Raw genomic sequence first — 21,644 nt, forward strand, 5'->3', positions numbered from 1 at the left:
GTCCCTGGCCGGACAGCCAGGATGCGAACGACCGTGCTAAAACGCGGCGCATTCCCCACGACAACGAAGCGAGACATGGACCTCAACTTCACCGATGCGGAGCTCGCCTTCCGCGCCGAGGTGCGCGACTGGGTGCGTGCCAACCTGCCGGCAGACATCGCCCACAAGGTGCGCCATGCGCTGCGCCTGAGCAAGGACGACATGCAGCGCTGGGCGCGCATCCTCGGCACCAAGGGCTGGCACGGCTGGGCCTGGCCCAAGCAGTTCGGCGGCCCGGGCTGGAACGCCGTGCAGCGCCATCTGTTCGAAGAGGAATGCGCCCTCGCCTGCGCGCCGCGCATCGTGCCGTTCGGCCCGGTGATGGTGGCGCCGGTCATCATGGCCTTCGGCACGCCGGAGCAGCAGCAGCGCTTCCTGCCCGGCATCATGAGCGGTGAGGTGTGGTGGAGCCAGGGCTACAGCGAACCCGGCTCAGGCTCTGACCTGGCATCGCTGAAATGCCGCGCCGAGCGCCAGGGCAACAAATACATCGTCAACGGCCAGAAAACCTGGACGACCCTCGGCCAGTACGGCGACTGGATCTTCTGCCTGGTGCGCACCTCCAACGAGGGCAAGCCCCAGACCGGCATCAGCTTCCTGCTGATCGACATGAAGTCGCCCGGCGTCACGGTCAAGCCCATCATCATGCTCGACGGCGAGCACGAGGTGAACGAGGTCTGGTTCGACAACGTCGAAGTGCCGGTGGAGAACCTCATCGGCGAAGAGAACAAGGGCTGGACCTACGCCAAGCACCTGCTCTCGCACGAGCGCACCAACATCGCCGACGTGAACCGCGCCAAGCGCGAGCTGGAGCGCCTCAAGCGCATCGCCACCGCTGAGGGGCTGATGGAAGACTCGCGCTTCCGCGACCAGATCGCGCTGTGCGAAGTGGACGTGGTGGCGCTGGAGATGATGGTGCTGCGCGTGCTGTCGGGTGAACGCACCGGCAAGCAGCCGCTTGACGTCGCCGGCCTGCTGAAGATCCGCGGCAGTGAACTGCAGCAGCGCTACACCGAGCTGATGATGCTGGCTGGCGGTCCGCTTGCCCTGCCCCATGTGCTGGAGGCCATGGAGGCCGGCTGGCAGGGCGACCAATGGCTGGGCGGCGCCTGGATTGGCGGCGCCTCGCACGCCATCCCGCTGACGGGCAACTACCTGAACGTGCGCAAGACCACCATCTACGGCGGCTCGAACGAAGTGCAACGCAACATCGTCGCGCAGACGGTGCTCGGCTGACCGAGGGAGACAGACACCATGGATTTCGATTTCACGGAAGACCAGGAAGCCCTGCGCGACGCGGTGCGCCGCTTCGTCGACAAGGACTACGACTTTGAACGCCGCAAGGCCATCGTGCGCGCCGGCGGCTTCGACCGCGGCGTGTGGGACGGCCTGGCCGGGCTGGGCCTCACGGCGCTGGCCGTGCCCGAGAGCCATGGCGGCCTGGGCTTTGGCGCCGTCGAGGCGATGGTGGTCATGGAGGAACTGGGCCGCGGCCTGGTCATGGAGCCCATCGCCCAGGGCGCATTGATCGCGCCCGCCTTGCTGGCCCAAGCCCCGCAAGCGCTGCAAAGCGACTGGCTGCCGCGCATCGCCGGCGGCGAAGCCCTGGTCGTGCTGGCACACCAGGAGGCCAAGTCCCGCTACCACCTGAATCGCGTCGCCACCCGCGCGGTGGACGGCCGGCTGACCGGCGTCAAGAGCCTGGTGCCCGCCGGTGACGTGGCCGATGCCTTCATCGTGCCGGCGCGCGTGTCGGGCGCCGACGATGCCGCCGAGGGCGTCGCGCTTTACCTGGTGGAGCGCGCCTCGGCCGGCGTCCACACCCGGGCTTACTCGCTGCACGACGGCTCGCGTGCCGCGGAAGTGCACTTTGAGAACGCAGCGGGCCAGCTCATTGCCGGGCCCGACGCGGGACTGGCCTTGCTGGAGCTCGCGGCGGACATCGGCATTGCCGCGCAGGCTGCGGAAGCGGTCGGCGTGATGGAGAAGTTCCTGGCGCTGACGACCGAGTACATGAACACCCGCAAGCAGTTCGGCGTGGCCATCAGCAGCTTCCAGGCACTGCGCCACCGCGCGGCCGACGTGAAGATGCAGCTCGAACTGGCCCGCTCCATGAGCTACTACGCGACGCTGCGCCTGGGTGACGCGCCCGCGGTGCGCCGCCGCGCGCTGTCGCAGGCCAAGGTGCAACTCGGCCAGGCCATGCGCTTCGTCGGCCAGCAATGCACCCAGCTGCACGGCGGCATCGGCGTCACCGACGAATACATCGGCAGCCACTACTTCAAGCGCCTGACCGTCATGGAGATGCAGTGGGGCGACACCCTGCACCACCTCGGCGAAGTGAGCGCGCGGATGCAGGACACCGCGGGCGTCTTCGCCTGATGCGACCCCGGCATGGCCCGACAATCGCGGCCATGCCAAAACCGCAGCGTCTCGACCAGATCCTCTTCTCCCAAGGCTTCGGCACCCGGCGCCTGTGCGCCGGCCTGATCCTGAACGGAGAAGTGAGCGTGGGTGGCGAGGTCGTGGACGACCCCGACGCCGAATTCGACACCACCGGCTTCGCCTTCGAGATCGGTGGCGTCTCCTGGCCCTACTTCGACAAGGCCTTGATCCTGCTGAACAAGCCGGCGGGCTACGAGTGCTCTCAAAAGCCCAAGCATCACCCGAGCGTGATGAGCCTGCTGCCGGCGCCACTGCGCGAGCGCGGCGTCCAGCCCATCGGGCGGCTGGACGAAGACACCACCGGCCTGCTGCTGCTGACCGATGACGGCGCCCTCATCCACAAGCTCACCTCGCCCAAGCACCACGTGCCCAAGGTGTATGAGGCGCGCTGCAAGCATCCCCTCACCGATGGCATGGTCGAGCAGTTGCTCGCCGGCGTCGAGCTCAAGGAGCCCGAAGGCAAGTTCCAGCGCCCGCCGGAAATCACCCAGGCCGAAGGTGCCGAGATCGTCGACGAGACCTTGCTGCGCCTGACGCTCGTGGAGGGCAAGTACCACCAGGTCAAGCGCATGGTGGCGGCGGTGGGCAACCGGGTCGAAGCCTTGCACCGGCCGCAGTTCGGTGCACTGAGCTTGCCGGCCGACCTGGCGCCGGGGCAATGGCGCTGGGTCGGCAGCCCGGCCGAGGTCTGGGGACAATGACGGGCATGCGAGTTTTCAGAGGCTTTCACCACCCCGGCATCGCGCCCGCCTGTGCGCTGACCATTGGCAATTTCGACGGTGTGCACCGCGGTCACCAGGCGATGCTCGCGCTGCTGCAGTCCGAGGCCCGGCACCGGGGCCTGCCGACCTGCGTGATGACCTTCGAGCCCCATCCGCGTGACTTCTTCGCCGCGCGCCTGAACAAGCCCGAGATGGCACCGCGGCGCATTGCCACGCTGCGAGACAAGCTGGTCGAGCTGGAGCGCTGCGGCGTCGATCAGGTCGTCATCCTGCGCTTCGACGAGCGGCTGGCCAGCCTGGCGCCGCAGGATTTCATCCGTCAGGTGCTGATCGACGGGCTGGGGGCGCGCTATGTCCTGGTCGGCGATGACTTCCGATTCGGCGCCAAGCGGCTGGGGGACTATGCGACGCTCGACGCGGCCGGTCGTGCCCAGGGTTTCGACGTCGCCCGCATGATGAGCTACGAGGTCCATGGCCTGCGGGTCAGCAGTTCGGCCGTGCGTGATGCGCTGGCGGCAGGCGACATGGCCGCCGCTGCGGCCCTGCTGGGCCGGCCCTATGCCATCTCGGGCCACATCTCCCATGGCCGCAAGCTCGGCCGGCAACTCGGTGAAAGCGTTCCCGGGGCGGCCGACGGTTTCCGCACCCTGAACCTCCGCTTCCCGCACGACAAGCCCGCCGCGCACGGCATCTTCGCGGTACAGGTGCATGGCCTCACGCGCGAGCCGCTGCCCGGCGTGGCGGGCCTGGGCAACCGGCCCACCGTGGAAGACGCCGGTCGCGTGCTGCTCGAGGTTCACTGCCTGGACTGGCCTGCCGAACAGCTCGGGCCCGAAGGGGGCTACGGTAAACTGGCCCGCGTGGAACTGCTGCACAAACTCCGCGACGAAGCCAAGTACGACGGGCTGGACGCGCTCACGGCCGCCATCCGGGCGGACACCGAGTCGGCACGCGCCTTCCTGGCCACCCACGCCGCACAGCGTCGCCAGACCACGCGCGACCGAATTTGAAGCGGCGCCCCGCCGCTCTCATTCCACCCTCCTTCGCCTTCCGACCGCCAGGCTCGCCGCCTGGCCGCATGCCATGACCACCCCGGACTACCGCTCCACGCTCAACCTGCCTGACACGCCCTTCCCCATGCGCGGCGACCTGCCCAAGCGCGAGCCGGGCTGGGTCAAGGCCTGGGACGAGCAAGGCCTGTACAAGCGGTTGCGTGACGCCCGCTGCGGCGCGCCGAAGTTCGTGCTGCACGACGGCCCGCCCTATGCCAACGGCCAGATCCACATCGGCCACGCCGCCAACAAGATCCTGAAGGACATGATCGTCAAGGCCCGGCAGCTCGCCGGTTTTGATGCGGCCTACATCCCGGGCTGGGACTGCCATGGCCTGCCCATCGAGAACCAGATCGAGAAGACCTTCGGTCGCGGCCTGCCGCGCGACGAGGTGCAGGCCAAGAGCCGCGCCTACGCCACCGAGCAGATCGACGGCCAGCGGACCGACTTCAAGCGGCTGGGCGTGCTGGGCGAATGGGACAACCCGTACAAGACCATGAACTTCGCCAACGAGGCCGGCGAGATCCGGGTGCTCAAGCGCCTGTTCGAGCGTGGCTTCGTCTACCGTGGCCTCAAGCCCGTGTACTGGTGCTTCGACTGCGGCTCGTCGCTGGCTGAGTTCGAGATCGAATATGCCGACAAGCAGTCGCCCGCGGTGGATGTGGCCTTCTTGAGCGCCGAGCCGGAGAAGCTCGCCGCCGCCTTCGGCGTGGCGCCGCTCACCAAGGACGCCTTCACCGTCATCTGGACCACCACCCCCTGGACCATCCCGGCCAACCAGGCGCTCAACCTCAACCCCGAGCTGCCCTACGCGCTGGTGGACACGCCCAAGGGCTACTTTGTCGTGGCCGAAGCCCTGGTCGAGAAGTGCCTGGCCCGCTGGCAGCTCGAAGGGCAGGCGGTCGCCACCGTGCCGGGCCGCCAGCTGGAGCTGCTGAAATTCAAGCATCCCCTGGCGCATGTGCACCCGGGCTATGACCGCGAGAGCCCGGTCTATCTGGCCGACTACGCCACCGCCGATGACGGCACCGGTGTCGTCCACTCCGCGCCTGCCTACGGCCTGGACGACTTCCAGAGCTGCGTGGCCCACGGCCTGGCCTTCGACGACATCCTGAACCCGGTGCAGGGCAACGGAGCCTACGCGGCTGATTTGCCCCTGTTCGGCGGCCAGCACATCTGGAAGGCCAACCCGGTCATCGCCCAGGCGCTGAAGGACGCTGGCCGCCTGATGGCCGAGAGCAAGATCACCCACAGCTACCCGCACTGCTGGCGCCACAAGACGCCGGTCATCTACCGCGCCGCTGCGCAGTGGTTCGTCCGCATGGACGAAGGTGATGGTCTCTTCACGACCGACAAGGCGCCACAGAGCCTGCGCCAGACAGCCCTGGCTGCCATCGACGCGACGAGCTTCTACCCCGAGAACGGCCGGGCCCGACTGCACGACATGATCGCCGGGCGCCCCGACTGGTGCATCTCGCGCCAGCGCAGCTGGGGTGTGCCGCTGCCCATCTTCCTGCACAAGGACACGGGCGAGGCGCATCCGAACACGCTCGACTTCATCGAGCGCGCCGCGCAGTTGGTGGAGCAGCAGGGCATCGAGGCCTGGTCCAAGCTCGACCCCGCCGAGTGGCTGGGCGCCGAGGCGGCCCAGTACACCAAGGGCAATGACATCCTGGACGTGTGGTTCGACTCCGGCTCCACCTTCGAGCATGTGCTCAAGGGCAGCCACAAGGGTGCCGCGCACGACACCGGCCCCGAGGCCGACCTCTACCTCGAGGGCCACGACCAGCACCGCGGCTGGTTCCACTCCTCGCTGCTGATCGCCTGCGCGCTGTACGGCCGCGCGCCCTACAAGGGTCTGCTGACCCACGGCTTTGTCGTCGACGGCCAAGGCCGCAAGATGAGCAAGTCGCAGGGCAATGTCGTCGCGCCGCAAGCCGTGTCGGACAAGTACGGCGCCGAGATCCTGCGGCTGTGGACGGCTGCGACCGACTACTCCGGTGACCTTGGCCTGGACGACAAGATTCTCGCCCGCGTGGTGGACAGCTATCGCCGCGTGCGCAACACGCTGCGCTTCCTGTTGGCCAATGTCAGCGACTTCGATCACTCGACCGACACGGTCGTCCCCGATCAACTGCTTGAAGTCGACCGCTACGCGCTCGCCCGCGCGGCGGAACTGCAGGCGGACATCCTCGGGCACTTCGAGCGCTACGAGTTCCACCCGGTCGTGGCCAAGCTGCAGGTGTATTGCTCCGAAGACCTCGGCGCCTTCTACCTGGATGTGCTGAAGGACCGCCTCTACACCACCGCTCCCAAGAGCCTGGCCCGCCGCTCTGCGCAGACCGCGCTGTGGCAGATCACGCATGCGATGCTGCGCTGGATGGCGCCCTTCCTGAGCTTCACCGCCGAGGAAGCGTGGGCCGTCTTCGGCAAGGGGCCGTCCATCTTCACCGAGACCTACTGGAACTTCGGGACGACCGAATCGGCGCTCTTGGCCAAGTGGGCCCGCATCCACGACATCCGGGACGAGGTCAACAAGGCCATTGAGGCCGTGCGCACGACCGGTGCGGTCGGCGCCTCGCTGCAGGCCGAGCTCACGCTGCATGTGAACACTGAGGATGAAGCGCTGCTGCGCAGCCTGGGTGACGACCTGCGCTTCGTCTTCATCACGTCCGCCGTGACGCTGGTGCCGGCGGCCGAGTTCAGCGTCGTCGTCACGCCCAGCACGCATGCCAAGTGCGAGCGGTGCTGGCACTACCGTGCCGATGTGGGCAGCATCGCGGCGCACCCGACGATCTGCGGACGCTGCGACAGCAACTTGCATGGCGCGGGCGAAACCCGCAAGGTGGCCTGAGCATGGCGGGCAAACAAGGCACCAACGCCGGCCTGCTGCAGTGGCTGCTGATCGCGGCCCTCATCATCCTGGCCGACCAGTTCACCAAGATCCTCATCATCGGGTCCTTCCGCCTGGGTGATGTGCATCGGGTCACGGGCTTCTTCGACCTCGTGCGCGCCCACAACTACGGCGCGGCGTTCAGCTTCCTGCACGGGGCCTCGGGCTGGCAGCGCTGGTTCTTCCTGGGGCTGGGGGTGGCGGCGGCGGTCTTCATCACCTGGATGCTGCGCCGGCACGGCCACCAGCGGCTGTTTGCCTGGGCCCTGACGCTCATCCTCGGCGGCGCGCTGGGCAATGTGATCGACCGTGCCATCCACGGCTATGTGGTCGACTTCATCCAGGTGCATGCCGGCGGCTGGTATTTCCCCGCCTTCAACGTCGCCGACAGTGCGATCACCATCGGAGCCATCCTGCTGATCCTGGATGAGCTCCGACGTGTCCGACGCACCTGAGCAGTACCCGCCTGGCTATGTTCCCTACGTGCCCGAGCCTCCGGTGGAGCTTGGGCCGCGGCTGCAACGCCTGCGACTGACCGCGCCCTTGCGCTGGCTGCGCCTGGGTTGGGGTGACTTCCGCCGAGCGCCCGGCGTCGGCCTCTTCTTCGGGCTGTGCTTCGCACTCATGGGGCTGGCGGTGTTGATGGTGTTTCGCCATGCGCCGATCTACACCCTGGCCCTGTGCGCTGGCTTCGTGCTGCTCGGCCCGCTGTTATGCCTGGGCCTGTACCAGGTGAGCCTGCGGCTGGAGCGCGGCGAGACACCAACGCTGGACGACGCCATCGGCGCCTGGATGACCAACCTGAAGCAGATCGCGATCTTCGGCTTCGTGCTGCTGATCCTCGAAATGCTTTGGGGCCGCGCGGCCCTTGTCATCTTCGCGGTCAGCTTTGACGGCATGCCCGACTTCGCGGGCTCCATCCACAAGCTGCTGAGTGCCGACACGCTCGGCTTCGTGACGGCCTATCTGGCCGTGGGCGCGGTGTTCGCGGGCCTGATCTTCGGCATCAGCGTCATCGCCATGCCCCTGCTGCTGGACCGCGAGACGGATGCCGTGACCGCGGGGCTCGCCAGCCTGAAGCTGTGCCTCACGCAGCCACTGGTGATGGCGTTCTGGGGCTTCACGGTCACGGTGCTCGTGCTGCTGGCGATGCTGCCCTATTTCGCCGGGCTGCTGGTCATCGGCCCCTGGCTGGGCCATGCAAGCTGGCATCTTTACAGGGATGCCCTGGGTCAAGGTCCGGCCGAGTAGCCCATTAGTTCACGCAACAAGGTGTGACAAGCGGTGACAATCGCGCGCCGCTCGACACCTGACATGCTTCTCGATTTCGCCAGCCTGAGCCATTACGACTGGCTCGACGTGCCCTTGTGGGTCTTCGACCCCGAGCAACAACGCAACCTGTGGGCCAATGCCGCCGCGCTGCGCTTTTGGCATGCCGACAGCGCCGAGGAGTTCCTGTCACGTGACTTCTCCGAACACGGCGACGCCGTGCGCGAGCGCTTGGCCGTCACCGCCGCCGACCATGCCCAGGGCAAGATCGTGCGCGAGCAGTGGACGCTCTACCCCAAGGGCGAGCCGACGACCGTGATGTTGGTCTCCCGCGGCATGCGCACGCCCGACCGGCGACAGGTGATGCTCTTCGCCGCCGATTCGCTGGGCGGCGGTTCAGACCTCGCCATGCTGCGCGGCGTGGAAGCCCTGCAGCACACGTCCGTCCGCATCGCCGTGTTCGGCCTGGAGCAAGGCGAGCTGCTGATGCGCAACCCGGCCGCCGCCCTCACCTTCGGCGACACGCCGCCGCCCGCGGGCGGCACCGAATTCACACGGCTCTTCGCCCACCTTCACGACGCCGAGAACATCCTGGGTCGCGTGCTGCGCGGCGAGGCTTGTCGTCAGGATGTGGAACTGCAGACACTGGCCGGCATCAAGTGGCACGCACTGGACGCGCGGCCGATGCGAGACCCGGTCACAGGTCACACGGTCATGCTGCTGAACGCCCGTGACATCGCTGACCTCAAGGCCAGCCAGGCCGCGCTCGTGGCGGCACGCGAGGCTGCCGAGGCCGCCAGCCAGGCCAAGAGCGCCTTCCTGGCCAACATGAGCCATGAGATTCGCACGCCCATGAACGGCGTGCTGGGCCTGACCGAGCTCGTGCTGCAGACGGATCTCGATGACCGTCAGCGCCGCTTCATCAGCATGGCGCATCAGTCCGCCAAGGGCCTGATGACCATCATCAATGACCTGCTCGACGTCGCCAAGATCGAGGCCGGCCGCATCGTCATCGAGGAGGCGCCATTCAGCCTGCACGACTGTCTGGGCGAGGCCCTGCAGCCGCTGCTGCTGCAGGCGCATGACAAGGGCATTCAGCTGCACACCCGCGTGCAGCCAGGCGTGCCGTCGTGGCTGGTGGGCGACGCGCTGCGGCTGCGGCAGGTGCTGATCAACCTCGTCGGCAATGCGCTGAAGTTCACCGAGCACGGCGAAGTCCGCATCGAGATCGGCCTGGCCGATGGGCAAGAAGGCGATCCGCCAGCGCGCCTGCGCCTGCGCGGTGCGGTGACCGACACCGGCATCGGCATGACGCGCGACCAGATCGGCCAGATCTTCGATCCCTTCATCCAGGCCGACGGCAGCATCACGCGCCGCTATGGCGGCACCGGCCTGGGCCTGACCATCGTGCAGCGCCTGGTGACATTGATGGGCGGCAGCATCTCGGTGGAGAGCGAGCCGGGCGTCGGCTCCTGCTTCAGCTTCGAGATCTCGCTGCGCCGCATCCTTTGACCGTCAAGGCAGCAGCACCGCGCTGCCGGTGATCTGGCGCGCCTCCAGATCACGGTGGGCCTGCGCCACATCGGCCAGTGCGTAGCGGCGGTCGATGTGGATCTTGACCTGGCCGCTGGCCACCATCGCGAAGAGGTCCTCGCCCATGGCCTGTGTGGACTCGTGCGTGGCGATGTGGGTGAAGAGCGTCGGCCGGGTCACGTAGATGGAGCCCTTGGCGGCCAGTGTGCCGATCGCCACCGGCGGCACCGCGCCCGAGGCCGAGCCGAAGCTGGCCATCAGGCCGAAGGGTGCGAGGCAGTTCAGCGAGCCTTCCCAGGTATCGACGCCCACCGAGTCGTAGACCACCTTCACGCCACGGCCGCTGGTGATGTCTTTCACACGGGCAGCAAAGTCCTCGGTGCGGTAGTTGATGGCATGGGTGGCCCCGTTCTCCAGCGCCAGCCGGCACTTCTCGTCGCTGCCCGCGGTGGCGATCAGCTGCAGGCCGAGCGCACGGGCCCATTGGCAGGCGATCAGGCCCACACCGCCGGCTGCGGCATGGAAGAGCACGAAGTCGCCCGACTGCAAGCCGCCTTGGGGCAGCGTCTTGCGCAGCAGGTACTGCACGGTCAGCCCCTTGAGCATCATCGCGGCGCCGGTCTCGAAGCTGATCGCGTCAGGCAGCTTCAACACACACTTTGCGGGCATCACACGCGCCGTGGCATAGGCGCCCGGCGGCTGGCTGGCGTAGGCCGCGCGATCGCCCGGCTTCAGGTGCGTCACGCCTTCGCCCACGGCCTCCACCACACCAGCGCCTTCCATGCCCAGCGTGGCGGGCAGCGGCAAGGCATAGGTGCCGTTGCGCTGGTAAACGTCGATGAAGTTCAGGCCGCAGGCGGCATGGCGGATGCGGATCTCGCCCGGCCCCGGCTGGCCGACGTCCACCTCCACCAGCTGCAATTGCTCCGGCCCACCCTGGGCTTTGATCACCACGGCCTTGTCACTCATTCGGCGTCTCCTGTTGCAAGGTGGGCTATCGTGCCAGCCCTTCGCAACCGCTGCCGCTGGTGATGACGCTGACCCCACGCCCAGTCCGGATCGTCCATGTGGACGCGGGCCTGATCGTCATCGACAAGCCTGCGGGCCTGCTCAGCGTGCCGGGCCGTACCGAGCCCGACTGCGCCAGCGTCCGGGTGCAGGCCCTCTACCCCGATGCCCTCATCGTGCACCGGCTGGATCAGGCGACCTCAGGCCTGTTGCTGTTCGCGCGGGGTGTCGAGGCCCAACGCGCGCTGAGCGACGACTTCGCCGAACGCCGCGTCCACAAGGTCTATACGGCCATCGTCGGCGGCAGGCTCGAAGGCGAAGGCCTCATCGACCTGCCGCTGGCGGCGGACTGGCCCAACCGTCCGCGCCAGCAGGTCGATACCGTCCACGGCAAACCCTCGCAGACACGCTGGCGGCATCTCGCCAGCGAAGGCGCCCACAGCCGTGTCGCCCTGGAACCCATCACCGGCCGCAGCCATCAACTCCGCGTGCACCTCGCCGCCTTGGGTCACCCGATCGTCGGCGATGCGCTCTACGCGCCCCCTGCCCTCGCCCGGGCCAGCACCCGGCTGCTGCTGCACGCCAGCGAGCTGCGGGTGTCTGGCCATCACTTCATCAGTCCTCCGGAGTTCTGAATGCACCTCTTCATCATCACCGGCAGCTCACGCGGCTTGGGCGCGGCCCTCGCCCAACAGCTGTCCACCGCAGGCCATACCGTCATCGGCATCGCTCGCCGCCGCCACCCTGGCCTGGCGGCGGAACAATGGACGCTGGACCTCGCGGACCCGCTGCCGGCCGCCCAACGCCTGCAAGCCTGGCTGCAGGCGCACGGTAGCTGGCAAAGCGCCACCCTCATCAACAACGCCGCGCTGCTGAGCCAGCCGGGGCCGCTGGCAGACACCGATCCTGGCGAGCTGTCGGCCGCGCTGCGGGTCGGCCTCGAAGCCCCCGCGCTGCTCTGCCGCGCCTTCCTGGCCGGCACCCAAGGCGTGGCGACCCGGCGCATCCTGAACATCTCCTCGGGCCTGGGCCGCCGCCCCATGGCCGGCAGCGTGGCGTATTGCGCCGTGAAGGCTGGTATGGACCACCTCAGCCGCGCGCTGGCCCTGGAGGAACCTGACCTGGCCATCGAATCGCTCGCACCCGGCGTCATCGACACCGACATGCAAGTGCAGCTGCGTGGCGCCGACCCCAGCCGGTTCACGGAACAAGCCCGCTTCCAGGGGCTGAAAGACGGTGGCCAGCTCCAGACTGCGGACGACACCGCCGCGCGGATTGTTCGCTACCTCTTGGGCTCACACTTCGGAAAAACCGTCGTTTCTGACATTCGAGACGCTTGAGAATCCTGAGCCAAGTCCGCACCTGCGGGCTTGCCTCATCCCTGACTGGAGACTCACGTGAACCGCATCATTGCTGTGACCCTGGCCACCTTGCTGGCCGTCGGCCTGCCCGTGCAGGATGCCGAGGCCAAGCGCCTCTCGAATGGCGGCATGAAGCGCAGCACGCCCACGCAGCCCGCGCCGCAAACCCCACCCGCCCAACCTGCAGCACCGCAGCAGGCGGCCCCGGGCCAGCAAGCCGCTGCGGCGGCCGGCACGGCCGCCGCGGCCGCGCCCAAGCGCTCCTGGCTGGGCCCGGTCGCCGGCCTGGCCGCAGGTCTCGGCCTCGCCGCCCTCGCCAGCCACCTGGGCTTCGGCGCGGAGCTGGCCAACTTCATGACGATGCTGCTGCTCGGCATCGTGGCTTTCATCGCCATCCGCTTCCTGATGCGCCGCTTCGCCGGCCCCAAGCCGCAGCTCGCCGGCGCGAACGGTGTGAACTTCCAGGGCCAGCAACCCAATGCCTGGCAGCCGGCGGCGCCCGCGGGCGGCTTGGGTGGCGCAGCAACGCCGGCCGCGGCCGCAGCGGTTTCAACAGTGCCGGCCGACTTCGACACCGCCGGCTTCGAGAAGATCGCCAAACAGGTGTTCATCCGCCTGCAAGCGGCCAACGATGCCGGTGATCAGGCCGACCTGCGCCGCTTCACCACACCGCAGATGTACGCCAGCATCCAGCAGGAGCTGTTGGAGCGTGGCGGCCAGACGCAACGCACCGAAGTGCTGCAGCTGAACGCACAGGTCGTGGACGTGGCGACCGAGCATGGCGAGCAGATCGTGTCGGTGCGCTTCTGGGGCCTGATTCGCGAGCAGAGCGACCAGGCTGCCGCCGACTTCGATGAGGTGTGGCACCTGACCCAGTCGGGCGACGGCTGGCTGATCGCCGGCATTCAGACCACGGCATGACCTCCCTCACAGCGGGTTCGACCTGAGCCCGTGCCACATCAAAATGGGCGCCTCAAGCGCCCATTTGCTTTTTCATCATGCGTCCTTTCCATCATTCGCTCGCCGCCTGCGCGGTCGCGCTGCTCGCGGCCTGCTCGTCGACCCCGCCCGCGGCACCCACCGCCGTGGTCGCCCCCAACGCCAACCTCGTGGTGCAAAACATCCCGCCGGTGCCGCAGAGCCTGGCCGATGCCATTGGCCGCTACAACGACTTCCGCGGCCACACCTTCGCCGACTGGCACCCGACCCAACGCGAGATGCTGGTCAGCCACCGCAAGGCCGGCGCCAACACGGCGCAAATCTTCCGCGTGACCTCGCCCCTGGCCGAGGGCGAGCAACTGACCGACGGCGCCGACCCGGTGACGCGCGCGACCTACGAGCCGCGCACAGGCCAGTACATCGTGTTCGAGCGCGCCACCGGCGGCAACGAGGTGGGCCAGCTCTACCGGCTGGCGCTCAACCAGCCGGGCGCCCAGCCGGTGCTGCTCAGCAATCCGGACGAGCGCAATGCGATCAACAGCTGGCTGCGCAAGAGCGGCCAACTGATTTACTCGTCGGTGCCGATCGACCGCACCGCCCAGGGCGGCACGCGCAGCAAGATCATGACGACGCTGTGGCTGATGGACCCGCTTCAGCCCTCAGCGCGACGCAAGCTCGCCGAGCTGGAAGGCGGCGGCTGGGCCGCCGGCCGCGCGTCACCCGATGAGAAGACGGTCGCGCTCACCCGCTACCTGTCCGCCAATGAATCCCAGATCTGGACGCTGGACATCGCCAACGGCGCCGTCCGCCAGGTGGCACCCGCCGCCGGCAGCCAGGAGGCCAAGGCGACCTACTCACCGGCCGGCTGGGCGCCGGACGGCCGTTCGATGTGGATCGCGAGCGACCGCGCGGGCGAGTTCCGCGAGCTGATGAGGCTGGAGCTGGCCAGCGGCCGCATCGACCGCGTCAGCGCGCATATCCCGTGGGACGTCAACGGCGTGAGCTTCACCGAGGATGGCCGCAAGCTCGCGGCTCAGTTCAACATCGACGGCCGGGACGAACTCCGCTTCTTTGATGCCACCACCGCCCAGAAGCTGCCGGCGCCGGCCAAGCTGCCCAGCGGCAACGTGGGCACGGCGTCCTACCACCACGGTCGCGGTGACCTGGCCTTCTCGGTCAGCAATGCCCAAGGGCCAAGCCAGATCTACTCCCTTGGCAGTGATGGACAGGTCCAGCAGTGGACGCGCGCCGCGGCGGCCCCTGGCATGGACACCTCGGGCTTCAGCGAGCAGCAGATCATCCGCTGGAAGAGCTTCGACGGGCTGAGCATTTCCGGCCTGATGACCCGCCCGCCGAAGAAGTTCACCGGCAAGCGCCCGGTGCTGATCAGCATCCATGGCGGCCCCGAGTCGCAGGCCACGGTTGGCTTCCTGGGCCGCAGCGCCTACTTCGTGCAGGAACTGGGCATGGCGCTGATCCAGCCCAATGTGCGCGGCTCCAGCGGCTACGGCAAGAGCTTCCTGGCGATGGACAACGGCTTCAAGCGCGAGGACTCGGTCAAGGACATCGGCGCCCTGCTGGACTGGATCGCCACCCAGCCTGACCTCGACGCCTCACGCGTGCTGGTGACGGGCGGCAGCTATGGCGGCTACATGACGCTGGCCGTGTCGACGCACTACGCCGACCGCATCGCCGGCTCCATTGACGTGGTGGGCATCTCGCATTTCGTGACCTTCCTGAACAACACCGAGAGCTACCGCCGCGACCTGCGCCGCGTGGAGTACGGCGACGAGCGTGACCCGGCGATGAAGGCCTTCCTCGACAAGATCTCCCCGCTGACCAACGCGGCCCGGATCAAGAAGCCGCTGTTCGTCATCCAGGGCAAGAACGACCCGCGCGTCCCCTACACCGAGGCGGAGCAGATCGTGGCGACCGTGCGCCAGGGCGGCACGCCCGTGTGGTACCTGCGTGCCGAGAACGAGGGCCATGGGTTCCAGAAGAAGGACAACCAGGACTACCAGTTCTACGCCACGGTGCTGTTCATGCAGCAGACGGTATTGAAGTAGCCCGCCCATAGCCCGGCGGCGCAGGCCAGGTGCCCGGCAGCGGGGCCTGGCCTTTTTGCTGGGCGACCCAGAGCCGGGCCGTGATCCAGCCGCCGTGACCCACTGCCAGCGCACATGGCGGCTGCCAGGCAGCGGCCCGCGCCAGCAGATCAGCCAGAGGCTCACCGCCATCGAAATCAAAGCCGGTGAAGTCATTCATCCAGCGGTCGAATTCCTGGTGTGTGATCGTCGTCCAGGGCTTCCCGTCCCAGCGACCGAAGTTCATTTCGGCCAGCGCAGGATCGATGTGCCACGCAAAGCCCCAGCGTCGGAGCCAACGACCCACGTCCGCCGCACGCCTCAAGGGCGACGTCACGACGCAGCGGGCCAGGCCATGCCGCCGCGCATGAAGCCTGATGCGATGCGCCAGCCGCTTGGCCTTGCGAGGGTCCACCGGGAGATCCGTGAGGCCCCCAAGGCAGCGCCCCTGGGCACCGACCGGCGCCGGGTGTCGCCAGATCGTGCAGGCCTGCATCAGAGCGACGCCGTGAAAGCCAGCAGAACGGCCATCTCGGTCAGCTGCTCGGTGGCACCCAGGCCGTCCCCGGTGTAACCGCCAAGCCGACGGCGCAACCACTGCCGCATGACAAGCGCCACCGCCAGCGCGGCAACGGCCGCCAGCGCGAGCCGTGGCCACCAGACGCCCAGCGTGGCCAGGCCAAGCACCAGCAACGCGCACCAGCCCAGGCCGATCCACAGGTTGCGCATCGGCACGGCCAATGCGAGCGGTTTCGCCTTGGCGTGATCGGCATCGCCTCCGTACGGCAGGCTCACCATCACGCCGACAGCGGCCGTCCGCGCGAAGGCGTGGCTCACGAGCAAAGCCGCCACCGCGCCCAGCAGCGGCCGCGTGGCCAGCACCGCCACCAGCGCCGCGCGCAGCAGCAGGGACAGCACCAAGGCGAGCGCGCCGTAACTGCCGATGCGCGAGTCCTTCATGATGGCCAGCGCCTTGTCGCGCGGCACCACACCGCCCAGCGCGTCGAACGTGTCCGCGAGGCCATCTTCATGGAAGCCGCCGGTCAGGGCGACCGTCGCGATGAGCGCCAGCACCGCGGCCACCCAGGCGGGCCAGACCTGCAGCGCAGCGACCAGCACGGCCGCCCCGACGCCGCCCACCACCATGCCCACCAGGGGGAAATGGCGCACGCAGTCATTGAGCCACGCCGGGTCGAAACGGCTCAGCCGCACCGGCAGCCGGGTCAGGAACTGCAGCGCGACCAGGAACAGGCGCATCGACTCAGGCCCGATTGCTGACGCCGGCGCTCTCGAAGCTGGCCATGTCGGCCAGCACGGCACAGGCGGCCGGCAGCAAGGGCCAGGCCAATGCCGCACCGCTGCCCTCGCCCAGGCGCAGGTCCAGGTCGAGCAAGGCACGCACGCCCAGATGGCGCAGCCATAGCGCATGCGGCCCTTCAGCCGACTGATGCGCAAACACGCAGGCAGCCAGCACGCCCGGCCGCAAGGCCTCGGCCACGGCCACCGCGGCGGTCGTGATGAAGCCATCCACGAGCACGACGCGGCGCGTGGCTGCGGCGGCGATCACGCTGCCCGCCATCGTCAGGATCTCGAATCCGCCCAGCGCCGCCGCGACGTCCAAAGGAGACTGCGCGCCGGCATTCGCCGCCAGGGCCAGGCCCAGCACGTCGCGCTTGCGGTGCAGGCCGGCATCATCCACGCCCGTGCCGCGGCCAACGCAGTCCGCCAGCGGCAGCCCGGTGAGCCGCTGCATCAGCAAGCTGGCCGATGACGTGTTGCCGATGCCCATCTCGCCCAGCAGCAGCGCGTTGCCCGGCAGCCGCTCAACCAGGGCCATGCCATTGCGCAGAGCACGTTCGGCCTGGGCCGGGGTCATGGCGGGTCCAACGCTGGCGTCGGCCGTACCCGGTGCAATCCGCAGGTCCACGGCGCCGGGCGCCAGTGGTGCGTCCACGCCGCAGTCGGCAATCGTCAAGGCCAGCCCATGCTGTCGAGCCAGGACCGACACTGCCGCCCCACCGGCCAGCATGTTGGCCACCATTTGCGGCGTGACCTCGCGCGGGAAGGCCGACACCCCGCGACGCGACAGGCCATGGTCGGCCGCAAAGACCACCAACTGAGGTGACTGCAACGAAGGGCGCTCACGGCCCTGGATCAAGGCCAGCTGCAAGGCCAGCGCTTCAAGGCGGCCCAGGGCACCGAGCGGCTTGGTCTTGTGGTCCAGCGCGTACTGCACGCGCGCCGCGAGGTCAGGCGCGGCCAGGGCCGGCAGATCAGGAAAGTTCATGGAGAAGGTCAGCCGCTCAGCCGACGAGATTGGCAAGGGTCAGCAAGGCCAGCAGCAGCATCCACAGCACGACCGAACGCCAGACCAGGCCCACCACGCTTTGCAGATGGCCCAACTGCGGCAATGCGCCGGCTGTGGAGCCGGCCGCACCGGTGGAACCTGGCTCCGAGCCGGCGTCGAAGGTCTTGCTGCGATCAGGCGTGATGCCCGGCGCCGCGGCCCCGCCCAATTGCAGGCCGACGGCACCGGCGGCTGACGCGAGGATGATGCCCTCGTTGGCATGCAGCCAGAGGGAAGCATCACGACGCCAACCGTTCACCGCCTCCTCGAAATTGCCGACGATGGCAAAGCCCGTCGCCGTCAGGCGCGCGGGCAGATGGTCGATCCAGCTGAAAGCCTGGCGCGACAGCGCGAGCAGCCGCTCGTTGGTCGGTGCATCCAGCGTTCGGCTCTTGAAGGCCCAATAGCGGCCGGCGAACTCCGCCATGCGGTAGACCACCGCCCCCGCAGGGCCCAGTCCAATCGTGGAGCAGACGATGAACCAGAAGAACACACCGAAGACATGCCGGTGCGCCGCCAGCAGCGAGTGCTCGATCACATGACGGATCAGCTCGGTGCGGGGCAGCTCGCTGGCGTCGAGATGGCGCCACTCAGCAAGCAACTGGCGCGCCGTGGCGTCGTCGCCGCGCTCCAGGGCATCCCGGATGTCGGTGAAGTAGTGGCTGAACTGCCGGAAGCCCAGCGTCAGGTAGAGCACCAGCACATCCAGGCCGAGCGCCAGCAGCAGGCTGAAGTGCCGAAGCGCCAGATAGACGAGCGCGATCACCAGCCCCGGCACCAGCACCGTGATGCACCAGACGACAGCGGCATGATGCTCGTCACCGGCATCGAAGTTGCGCCCCGTCCAGCGCACCCATGCGATGACGGACTGGTGCACCCGGTTGCCATGTCTCAAGGGCTTGAGTTGCTCGCACAACAGGGCCAACAGCACCGCAAAGAAATTCATGGGCCGGGATGATAGTGGCGCCTCAGGCGCCGCTGAGCAGTCGGTAGAGGTTGCGCAACATGGCGGCGGTTGCGCCCCAGATGAAGTACTCGCGCTCCGGGCCCTGCCACGGCATGGAAAGGAAGCGTCGCTCGGCACCCGCGAACTCGAAACGGTGATGCCGGTGGTGGGCCGGGTTCATCAGGAAGGCCAACGGAACCTCGAACGCTTCGGCCACTTCGGCGGGATCGGGTGCGAGGGTGAAGCCAGGCTGCACGAGGCCCACCACCGGGGTCACCTGGAAGGCCGTGACCGTGGTGTAGACGGGCAGCTGGCCGAGGACTTCGATGTAGCGCCGGGGCAGCCCGATCTCTTCTTCCGTCTCGCGCAGTGCCGTGGCCACGGGTCCGTCGTCCTCGGGCTCGACGCGTCCGCCGGGAAAGCTGATCTGCCCCGCGTGGTCTCGCAGGTGGTCGGTGCGGCGGGTGAGCAGGAGATGCAACCCGCCTTCACGCGGCACGAGCGGGACCAGCACGGCCGCGCCAGCGGGCGCGCGATCCGCAAAGCGGCCACCGTCACCCGCAAACTCGGGTGTCCAGCCGGCAGCTTGCACCAGCCGTTCGCGGATCGCCGAGGGCGTCAAGGCTGGGGCCGGCACCGCAGGAAGGCCGGTGTCGATGCTCGTGACCGGAACGAGTTGTGGTTGGGTGATGACGGGACGAGTCATTCAGCAGCAAAACAAAAGCCGCCGAGAGCGTAGCTCTGGGCGGCTTGAGTGGCAGGGGCCGGCTGATTAAGCCAGCTTTTCCTTGATGCGGGCCGACTTGCCCGAACGCTCGCGGAGGTAGTACAGCTTGGCGCGGCGGACGTCACCACGGCGCTTCACTTCGATCGAGGCGATCAGGGGGCTGTACAGCTGGAACGTGCGCTCCACGCCTTCGCCGCTGGAGATCTTGCGGACGATGAAGCTGCTGTTCAGGCCGCGGTTGCGCTTGGCGATCACGACGCCTTCGTAGGCCTGCACGCGCTTGCGGGTGCCTTCAACGACGTTGACGCTGACGATCACGGTGTCGCCAGGGGCGAAGGCCGGGATGGTCTTGTTCAGGCGAGCAATTTCTTCTTGCTCAAGGGTTTGGATCAGGTCCATCTGTACTCCTATGGATCTTGGCGGACCGCTATTTATCGGTTGGGTTTGCAGCCGAGCATCCGTTGAATGCTCAGTCCACTCGACCCGCCAGAGGATCGGACAGCCTGCAAGTATAGCCCGCGATTACGGGTTTTGCCTAGACTTGGTCAGGAAGGCTTCATCGGCCTTGCTCAAGCGGCCAGCCGCGCGCGCGGCTTCGATCAAGTCCGGGCGACGCGCCGCCGTGATGGCCAGGGATTGCTCCCGCCGCCAGCGGCGGATGTCGGCGTGATGGCCCGACAGCAGCACCGGCGGCACCGCGCGGCCGTCCGGCAAGACCTCGGGCCGGCTGTAATGGGGGCAGTCCAGCAGGCCGTCGGAGAAGCTGTCCTGCTGGTGAGATTGGGCGTCCCCCAGCACGCCTTCCTGCAAGCGCGCCACGGCATCGAGCAACGCCAGCGCTGGAAGCTCCCCGCCCGACAGCACGAAGTCGCCCAAGCTGAGCTCCATCGTCACGTGCCGGTCCAACACGCGCTGGTCGATGCCCTCGTAGCGGCCGCACAGCAGCACGGCACCTGGCCCGGCGGCCAGTGCGGCAATTCGCGCTTGATCCATGCGCGCGCCGGTCGGCGTGAAATGGATGACCGCCGGCAGCTCGCCGCGGTCGGCCTGCACGGCGGCCAGGGCCCGCTCCAGCGGCTCGGCCAGCATCACCATGCCCGGGCCGCCGCCGTAGGTGCGGTCATCCACGCGCCGGTAGTTGTCGTCTGCGAAATCACGCAGAGGCCAAAGCCGCACGTCCACTTGACGACTCTCGAAGGCGCGCCGAGTGACGCCGTGCGTCAGGTGCGGCGCGAACAGCTCCGGGAAGATCGTCAGGACGTCGAAGCGCATCTCAGAAGTCCGCACCCCAGTCCACGCGGATCTGGCGCGACTCAAGGCTCACTTCGTCGACGAAGGCTTCCACGAAGGGAATGAGGCGCTCCTGATCGGGCTTCGCTGGCTCTTCGACGCCCGGCGGCAGCAGCCGCAGCACGGCATGCGGGCCGGTCTCGATCAGGCCGATGACCCGACCCAGCGCCTGACCCTCGCGGTTGATGACGTCCAGGCCGATGAGGTCGATCCAGTAGTACTCGTCATCGCCAGCACGGGGGAAGTCGGCACGCGAGACCCACAGCTCCCAGCCGCGCAGCGCCTCGGCACCATTGCGGTCGGTGATGCCGTCAGCGCTGGCGACGATGCCTTCGCCGTGCTCGCGCACCGACAGCATCTTCAAGGTCAGTCGACCGGGCTTGGGGCCGTCATTCTTCAGGAACCAATGCTTGGCGTTGAAGATCGCGTCCGGCTGGGTGGCGTAGGCCTGGACCTTGAACCAACCCTTGATGCCCCAGGCATCGAGGATGCGGCCGACCTGGACGGCGTCCTCGGGCCAGGCGACGTCAGAAGCAAAAGACGGCGCCGAAGCGCCGTCTTTCTGAGGCTTGTTGCCTGCCACGCCAGATTAGGCGGCAGCAGCGGGCGCCACGGCAGCAGCCTTGGCCTCACCCACCAGGCGGGCGACGGTCGGCGACAGCTGAGCGCCGACACCGATCCAGTAGCTCACGCGGTCTTGCTCGACGCGCAGCTTTTCAGCGGCGCCGGAGGCAACGGGGTTGTAGAAGCCGACGCGCTCGATGAAGCGGCCGTCACGGCGCTGGCGGCTGTTGGCCACGACGATGTTGTAGAAGGGGCGCTTCTTGGAGCCGCCGCGGGCCAGACGAATCACAACCATGATGTTTCCTAAAAATTGGGCGACCACCGCACGAGGAGACACTCAAGTGGCGAGCGAGTCGAAAGGCAGGAACCCCTGCCGGGGTCGGCACTGTAGATACGCCGCAGCCATCTGCGACCAGCGCCAAAAC

At 68.0% G+C, this 21,644-nt stretch carries 22 protein-coding genes; 12 read left to right on the plus strand and 10 right to left on the minus strand.

The features are described from left to right. Positions 1-75 precede the first annotated feature (75 nt). The 8 genes from CDO81_RS01095 (at position 76) to CDO81_RS01130 (ending at position 9,932) form a co-directional block, all read left to right on the plus strand. Positions 76-1,275 (plus strand): acyl-CoA dehydrogenase family protein, encoded by a 1,200-nt coding sequence (locus tag CDO81_RS01095; RefSeq protein ID WP_088481322.1) that lies wholly within the window; start codon positions 76-78, stop codon positions 1,273-1,275. A gap of 18 nt (positions 1,276-1,293) precedes the next feature. Next, positions 1,294-2,421, plus strand: a complete 1,128-nt coding sequence (locus CDO81_RS01100; RefSeq protein WP_088481323.1) for an acyl-CoA dehydrogenase family protein — start codon at positions 1,294-1,296, stop codon at positions 2,419-2,421. A 32-nt stretch (positions 2,422-2,453) separates the two neighbouring features. Continuing rightward, positions 2,454-3,185: a pseudouridine synthase gene (locus CDO81_RS01105; RefSeq protein WP_088481324.1), complete on the plus strand. Its 732-nt coding sequence runs from the start codon at positions 2,454-2,456 to the stop codon at positions 3,183-3,185. A gap of 5 nt (positions 3,186-3,190) precedes the next feature. Beyond that, positions 3,191-4,216 carry a bifunctional riboflavin kinase/FAD synthetase gene (locus CDO81_RS01110; protein WP_088481325.1) on the plus strand — a complete coding sequence of 342 codons (1,026 nt, stop codon included), beginning with the start codon at positions 3,191-3,193 and terminating at the stop codon, positions 4,214-4,216. 73 nt (positions 4,217-4,289) lie between these two features. Beyond that, positions 4,290-7,112 (plus strand): isoleucine--tRNA ligase, encoded by a 2,823-nt coding sequence (ileS, locus tag CDO81_RS01115; RefSeq protein ID WP_088481326.1) that lies wholly within the window; start codon positions 4,290-4,292, stop codon positions 7,110-7,112. Positions 7,113-7,114: 2 nt separating this feature from the next. Then, complete coding sequence (gene lspA / locus CDO81_RS01120; protein WP_088481327.1) at positions 7,115-7,606, plus strand: signal peptidase II; 492 nt, start codon at positions 7,115-7,117, stop codon at positions 7,604-7,606. Continuing rightward, positions 7,590-8,402: a DUF2189 domain-containing protein gene (locus CDO81_RS01125; RefSeq protein ID WP_241516802.1), complete on the plus strand. Its 813-nt coding sequence runs from the start codon at positions 7,590-7,592 to the stop codon at positions 8,400-8,402. The genes lspA and CDO81_RS01125 overlap by 17 nt, the downstream gene beginning before the upstream one ends. A gap of 63 nt (positions 8,403-8,465) precedes the next feature. Next, a complete protein-coding gene (locus CDO81_RS01130) occupies positions 8,466-9,932 on the plus strand; it encodes a hybrid sensor histidine kinase/response regulator (RefSeq protein WP_088481329.1) in 1,467 nt (488 codons plus the stop codon). 3 nt (positions 9,933-9,935) lie between these two features. On the opposite strand, the gene CDO81_RS01135 is transcribed toward CDO81_RS01130, so the two are convergent. Beyond that, positions 9,936-10,922 carry a quinone oxidoreductase family protein gene (locus CDO81_RS01135; RefSeq protein WP_088481330.1) on the minus strand — a complete coding sequence of 329 codons (987 nt, stop codon included), beginning with the start codon at positions 10,920-10,922 and terminating at the stop codon, positions 9,936-9,938. 62 nt (positions 10,923-10,984) lie between these two features. On the opposite strand from CDO81_RS01135, the gene CDO81_RS01140 reads away from it, so the two are divergent. From CDO81_RS01140 to CDO81_RS01155, 4 genes are all read left to right on the plus strand, one after another. Then, positions 10,985-11,596, plus strand: coding sequence for an RluA family pseudouridine synthase (locus CDO81_RS01140; protein WP_088482388.1), 612 nt, complete (start codon positions 10,985-10,987; stop codon positions 11,594-11,596). Then, positions 11,597-12,301, plus strand: a complete 705-nt coding sequence (locus CDO81_RS01145) for an SDR family NAD(P)-dependent oxidoreductase (protein ID WP_088481331.1) — start codon at positions 11,597-11,599, stop codon at positions 12,299-12,301. Between the two features lie 57 nt (positions 12,302-12,358). Next, positions 12,359-13,243 carry a Tim44 domain-containing protein gene (locus tag CDO81_RS01150; RefSeq protein WP_241516803.1) on the plus strand — a complete coding sequence of 295 codons (885 nt, stop codon included), beginning with the start codon at positions 12,359-12,361 and terminating at the stop codon, positions 13,241-13,243. A gap of 77 nt (positions 13,244-13,320) precedes the next feature. Then, positions 13,321-15,327, plus strand: a complete 2,007-nt coding sequence (locus CDO81_RS01155) for a S9 family peptidase (RefSeq protein ID WP_088481332.1) — start codon at positions 13,321-13,323, stop codon at positions 15,325-15,327. On the opposite strand, the gene CDO81_RS01160 is transcribed toward CDO81_RS01155, so the two are convergent. From CDO81_RS01160 to rpsP, 9 genes are all read right to left on the minus strand, one after another. Further along, entirely contained in the window at positions 15,302-15,841 is a 540-nt protein-coding gene (locus tag CDO81_RS01160; RefSeq protein WP_088481333.1) for a histidine phosphatase family protein, read from the minus strand. The genes CDO81_RS01155 and CDO81_RS01160 overlap by 26 nt on opposite strands. Continuing rightward, a complete protein-coding gene (gene cobS / locus CDO81_RS01165; RefSeq protein WP_088481334.1) occupies positions 15,841-16,602 on the minus strand; it encodes an adenosylcobinamide-GDP ribazoletransferase in 762 nt (253 codons plus the stop codon). The genes CDO81_RS01160 and cobS overlap by 1 nt, the downstream gene beginning before the upstream one ends. 4 nt (positions 16,603-16,606) lie before the next feature. Beyond that, the gene (gene cobT, locus CDO81_RS01170; protein WP_088481335.1) at positions 16,607-17,632 is read right to left on the minus strand and encodes a nicotinate-nucleotide--dimethylbenzimidazole phosphoribosyltransferase; all 1,026 of its coding nucleotides are present in this window, start codon (positions 17,630-17,632) and stop codon (positions 16,607-16,609) included. 16 nt (positions 17,633-17,648) lie between these two features. Further along, on the minus strand, positions 17,649-18,638 hold the full coding sequence (locus CDO81_RS01175; RefSeq protein ID WP_088481336.1) for a CobD/CbiB family protein: 990 nt from the start codon (positions 18,636-18,638) through the stop codon (positions 17,649-17,651). A gap of 22 nt (positions 18,639-18,660) precedes the next feature. Continuing rightward, positions 18,661-19,344: a CoA pyrophosphatase gene (locus CDO81_RS01180; RefSeq protein ID WP_088481337.1), complete on the minus strand. Its 684-nt coding sequence runs from the start codon at positions 19,342-19,344 to the stop codon at positions 18,661-18,663. 66 nt (positions 19,345-19,410) lie between these two features. Next, positions 19,411-19,764, minus strand: coding sequence for a 50S ribosomal protein L19 (gene rplS / locus CDO81_RS01185; protein ID WP_088481338.1), 354 nt, complete (start codon positions 19,762-19,764; stop codon positions 19,411-19,413). 123 nt (positions 19,765-19,887) lie between these two features. Continuing rightward, positions 19,888-20,637 carry a tRNA (guanosine(37)-N1)-methyltransferase TrmD gene (gene trmD / locus CDO81_RS01190; RefSeq protein ID WP_088481339.1) on the minus strand — a complete coding sequence of 250 codons (750 nt, stop codon included), beginning with the start codon at positions 20,635-20,637 and terminating at the stop codon, positions 19,888-19,890. Between the two features lies 1 nt (position 20,638). Further along, complete coding sequence (gene rimM, locus CDO81_RS01195; RefSeq protein ID WP_088481340.1) at positions 20,639-21,238, minus strand: ribosome maturation factor RimM; 600 nt, start codon at positions 21,236-21,238, stop codon at positions 20,639-20,641. Between the two features lie 6 nt (positions 21,239-21,244). After that, positions 21,245-21,514 (minus strand): 30S ribosomal protein S16, encoded by a 270-nt coding sequence (gene rpsP, locus CDO81_RS01200; RefSeq protein ID WP_088481341.1) that lies wholly within the window; start codon positions 21,512-21,514, stop codon positions 21,245-21,247. Between the last annotated feature and the right edge of the window lie 130 nt (positions 21,515-21,644).

The sequence above is a fragment of the Roseateles puraquae genome (assembly GCF_002205845.1).
Lineage (GTDB): Bacteria > Pseudomonadota > Gammaproteobacteria > Burkholderiales > Burkholderiaceae_C > Pelomonas > Pelomonas puraquae.

Bases quoted from the DNA above. Each gene is read 5' to 3' on its own strand.
- CDO81_RS01095 (WP_088481322.1), top strand. From the start codon at position 76: ATGGACCTCAACTTCACCGATGCGGAGCTCGCCTTCCGCGCCGAGGTG.
- CDO81_RS01100 (WP_088481323.1), top strand. From the start codon at position 1,294: ATGGATTTCGATTTCACGGAAGACCAGGAAGCCCTGCGCGACGCGGTG.
- CDO81_RS01105 (WP_088481324.1), top strand. From the start codon at position 2,454: ATGCCAAAACCGCAGCGTCTCGACCAGATCCTCTTCTCCCAAGGCTTC.
- CDO81_RS01110 (WP_088481325.1), top strand. From the start codon at position 3,191: ATGCGAGTTTTCAGAGGCTTTCACCACCCCGGCATCGCGCCCGCCTGT.
- ileS (WP_088481326.1), top strand. From the start codon at position 4,290: ATGACCACCCCGGACTACCGCTCCACGCTCAACCTGCCTGACACGCCC.
- lspA (WP_088481327.1), top strand. From the start codon at position 7,115: ATGGCGGGCAAACAAGGCACCAACGCCGGCCTGCTGCAGTGGCTGCTG.
- CDO81_RS01130 (WP_088481329.1), top strand. From the start codon at position 8,466: ATGCTTCTCGATTTCGCCAGCCTGAGCCATTACGACTGGCTCGACGTG.
- CDO81_RS01135 (WP_088481330.1), bottom strand. From the start codon at position 10,922: ATGAGTGACAAGGCCGTGGTGATCAAAGCCCAGGGTGGGCCGGAGCAA.
- CDO81_RS01140 (WP_088482388.1), top strand. From the start codon at position 10,985: ATGACGCTGACCCCACGCCCAGTCCGGATCGTCCATGTGGACGCGGGC.
- CDO81_RS01145 (WP_088481331.1), top strand. From the start codon at position 11,597: ATGCACCTCTTCATCATCACCGGCAGCTCACGCGGCTTGGGCGCGGCC.
- CDO81_RS01155 (WP_088481332.1), top strand. From the start codon at position 13,321: ATGCGTCCTTTCCATCATTCGCTCGCCGCCTGCGCGGTCGCGCTGCTC.
- CDO81_RS01160 (WP_088481333.1), bottom strand. From the start codon at position 15,841: ATGCAGGCCTGCACGATCTGGCGACACCCGGCGCCGGTCGGTGCCCAG.
- cobS (WP_088481334.1), bottom strand. From the start codon at position 16,602: ATGCGCCTGTTCCTGGTCGCGCTGCAGTTCCTGACCCGGCTGCCGGTG.
- cobT (WP_088481335.1), bottom strand. From the start codon at position 17,632: ATGAACTTTCCTGATCTGCCGGCCCTGGCCGCGCCTGACCTCGCGGCG.
- CDO81_RS01175 (WP_088481336.1), bottom strand. From the start codon at position 18,638: ATGAATTTCTTTGCGGTGCTGTTGGCCCTGTTGTGCGAGCAACTCAAG.
- CDO81_RS01180 (WP_088481337.1), bottom strand. From the start codon at position 19,344: ATGACTCGTCCCGTCATCACCCAACCACAACTCGTTCCGGTCACGAGC.
- rplS (WP_088481338.1), bottom strand. From the start codon at position 19,764: ATGGACCTGATCCAAACCCTTGAGCAAGAAGAAATTGCTCGCCTGAAC.
- trmD (WP_088481339.1), bottom strand. From the start codon at position 20,637: ATGCGCTTCGACGTCCTGACGATCTTCCCGGAGCTGTTCGCGCCGCAC.
- rpsP (WP_088481341.1), bottom strand. From the start codon at position 21,514: ATGGTTGTGATTCGTCTGGCCCGCGGCGGCTCCAAGAAGCGCCCCTTC.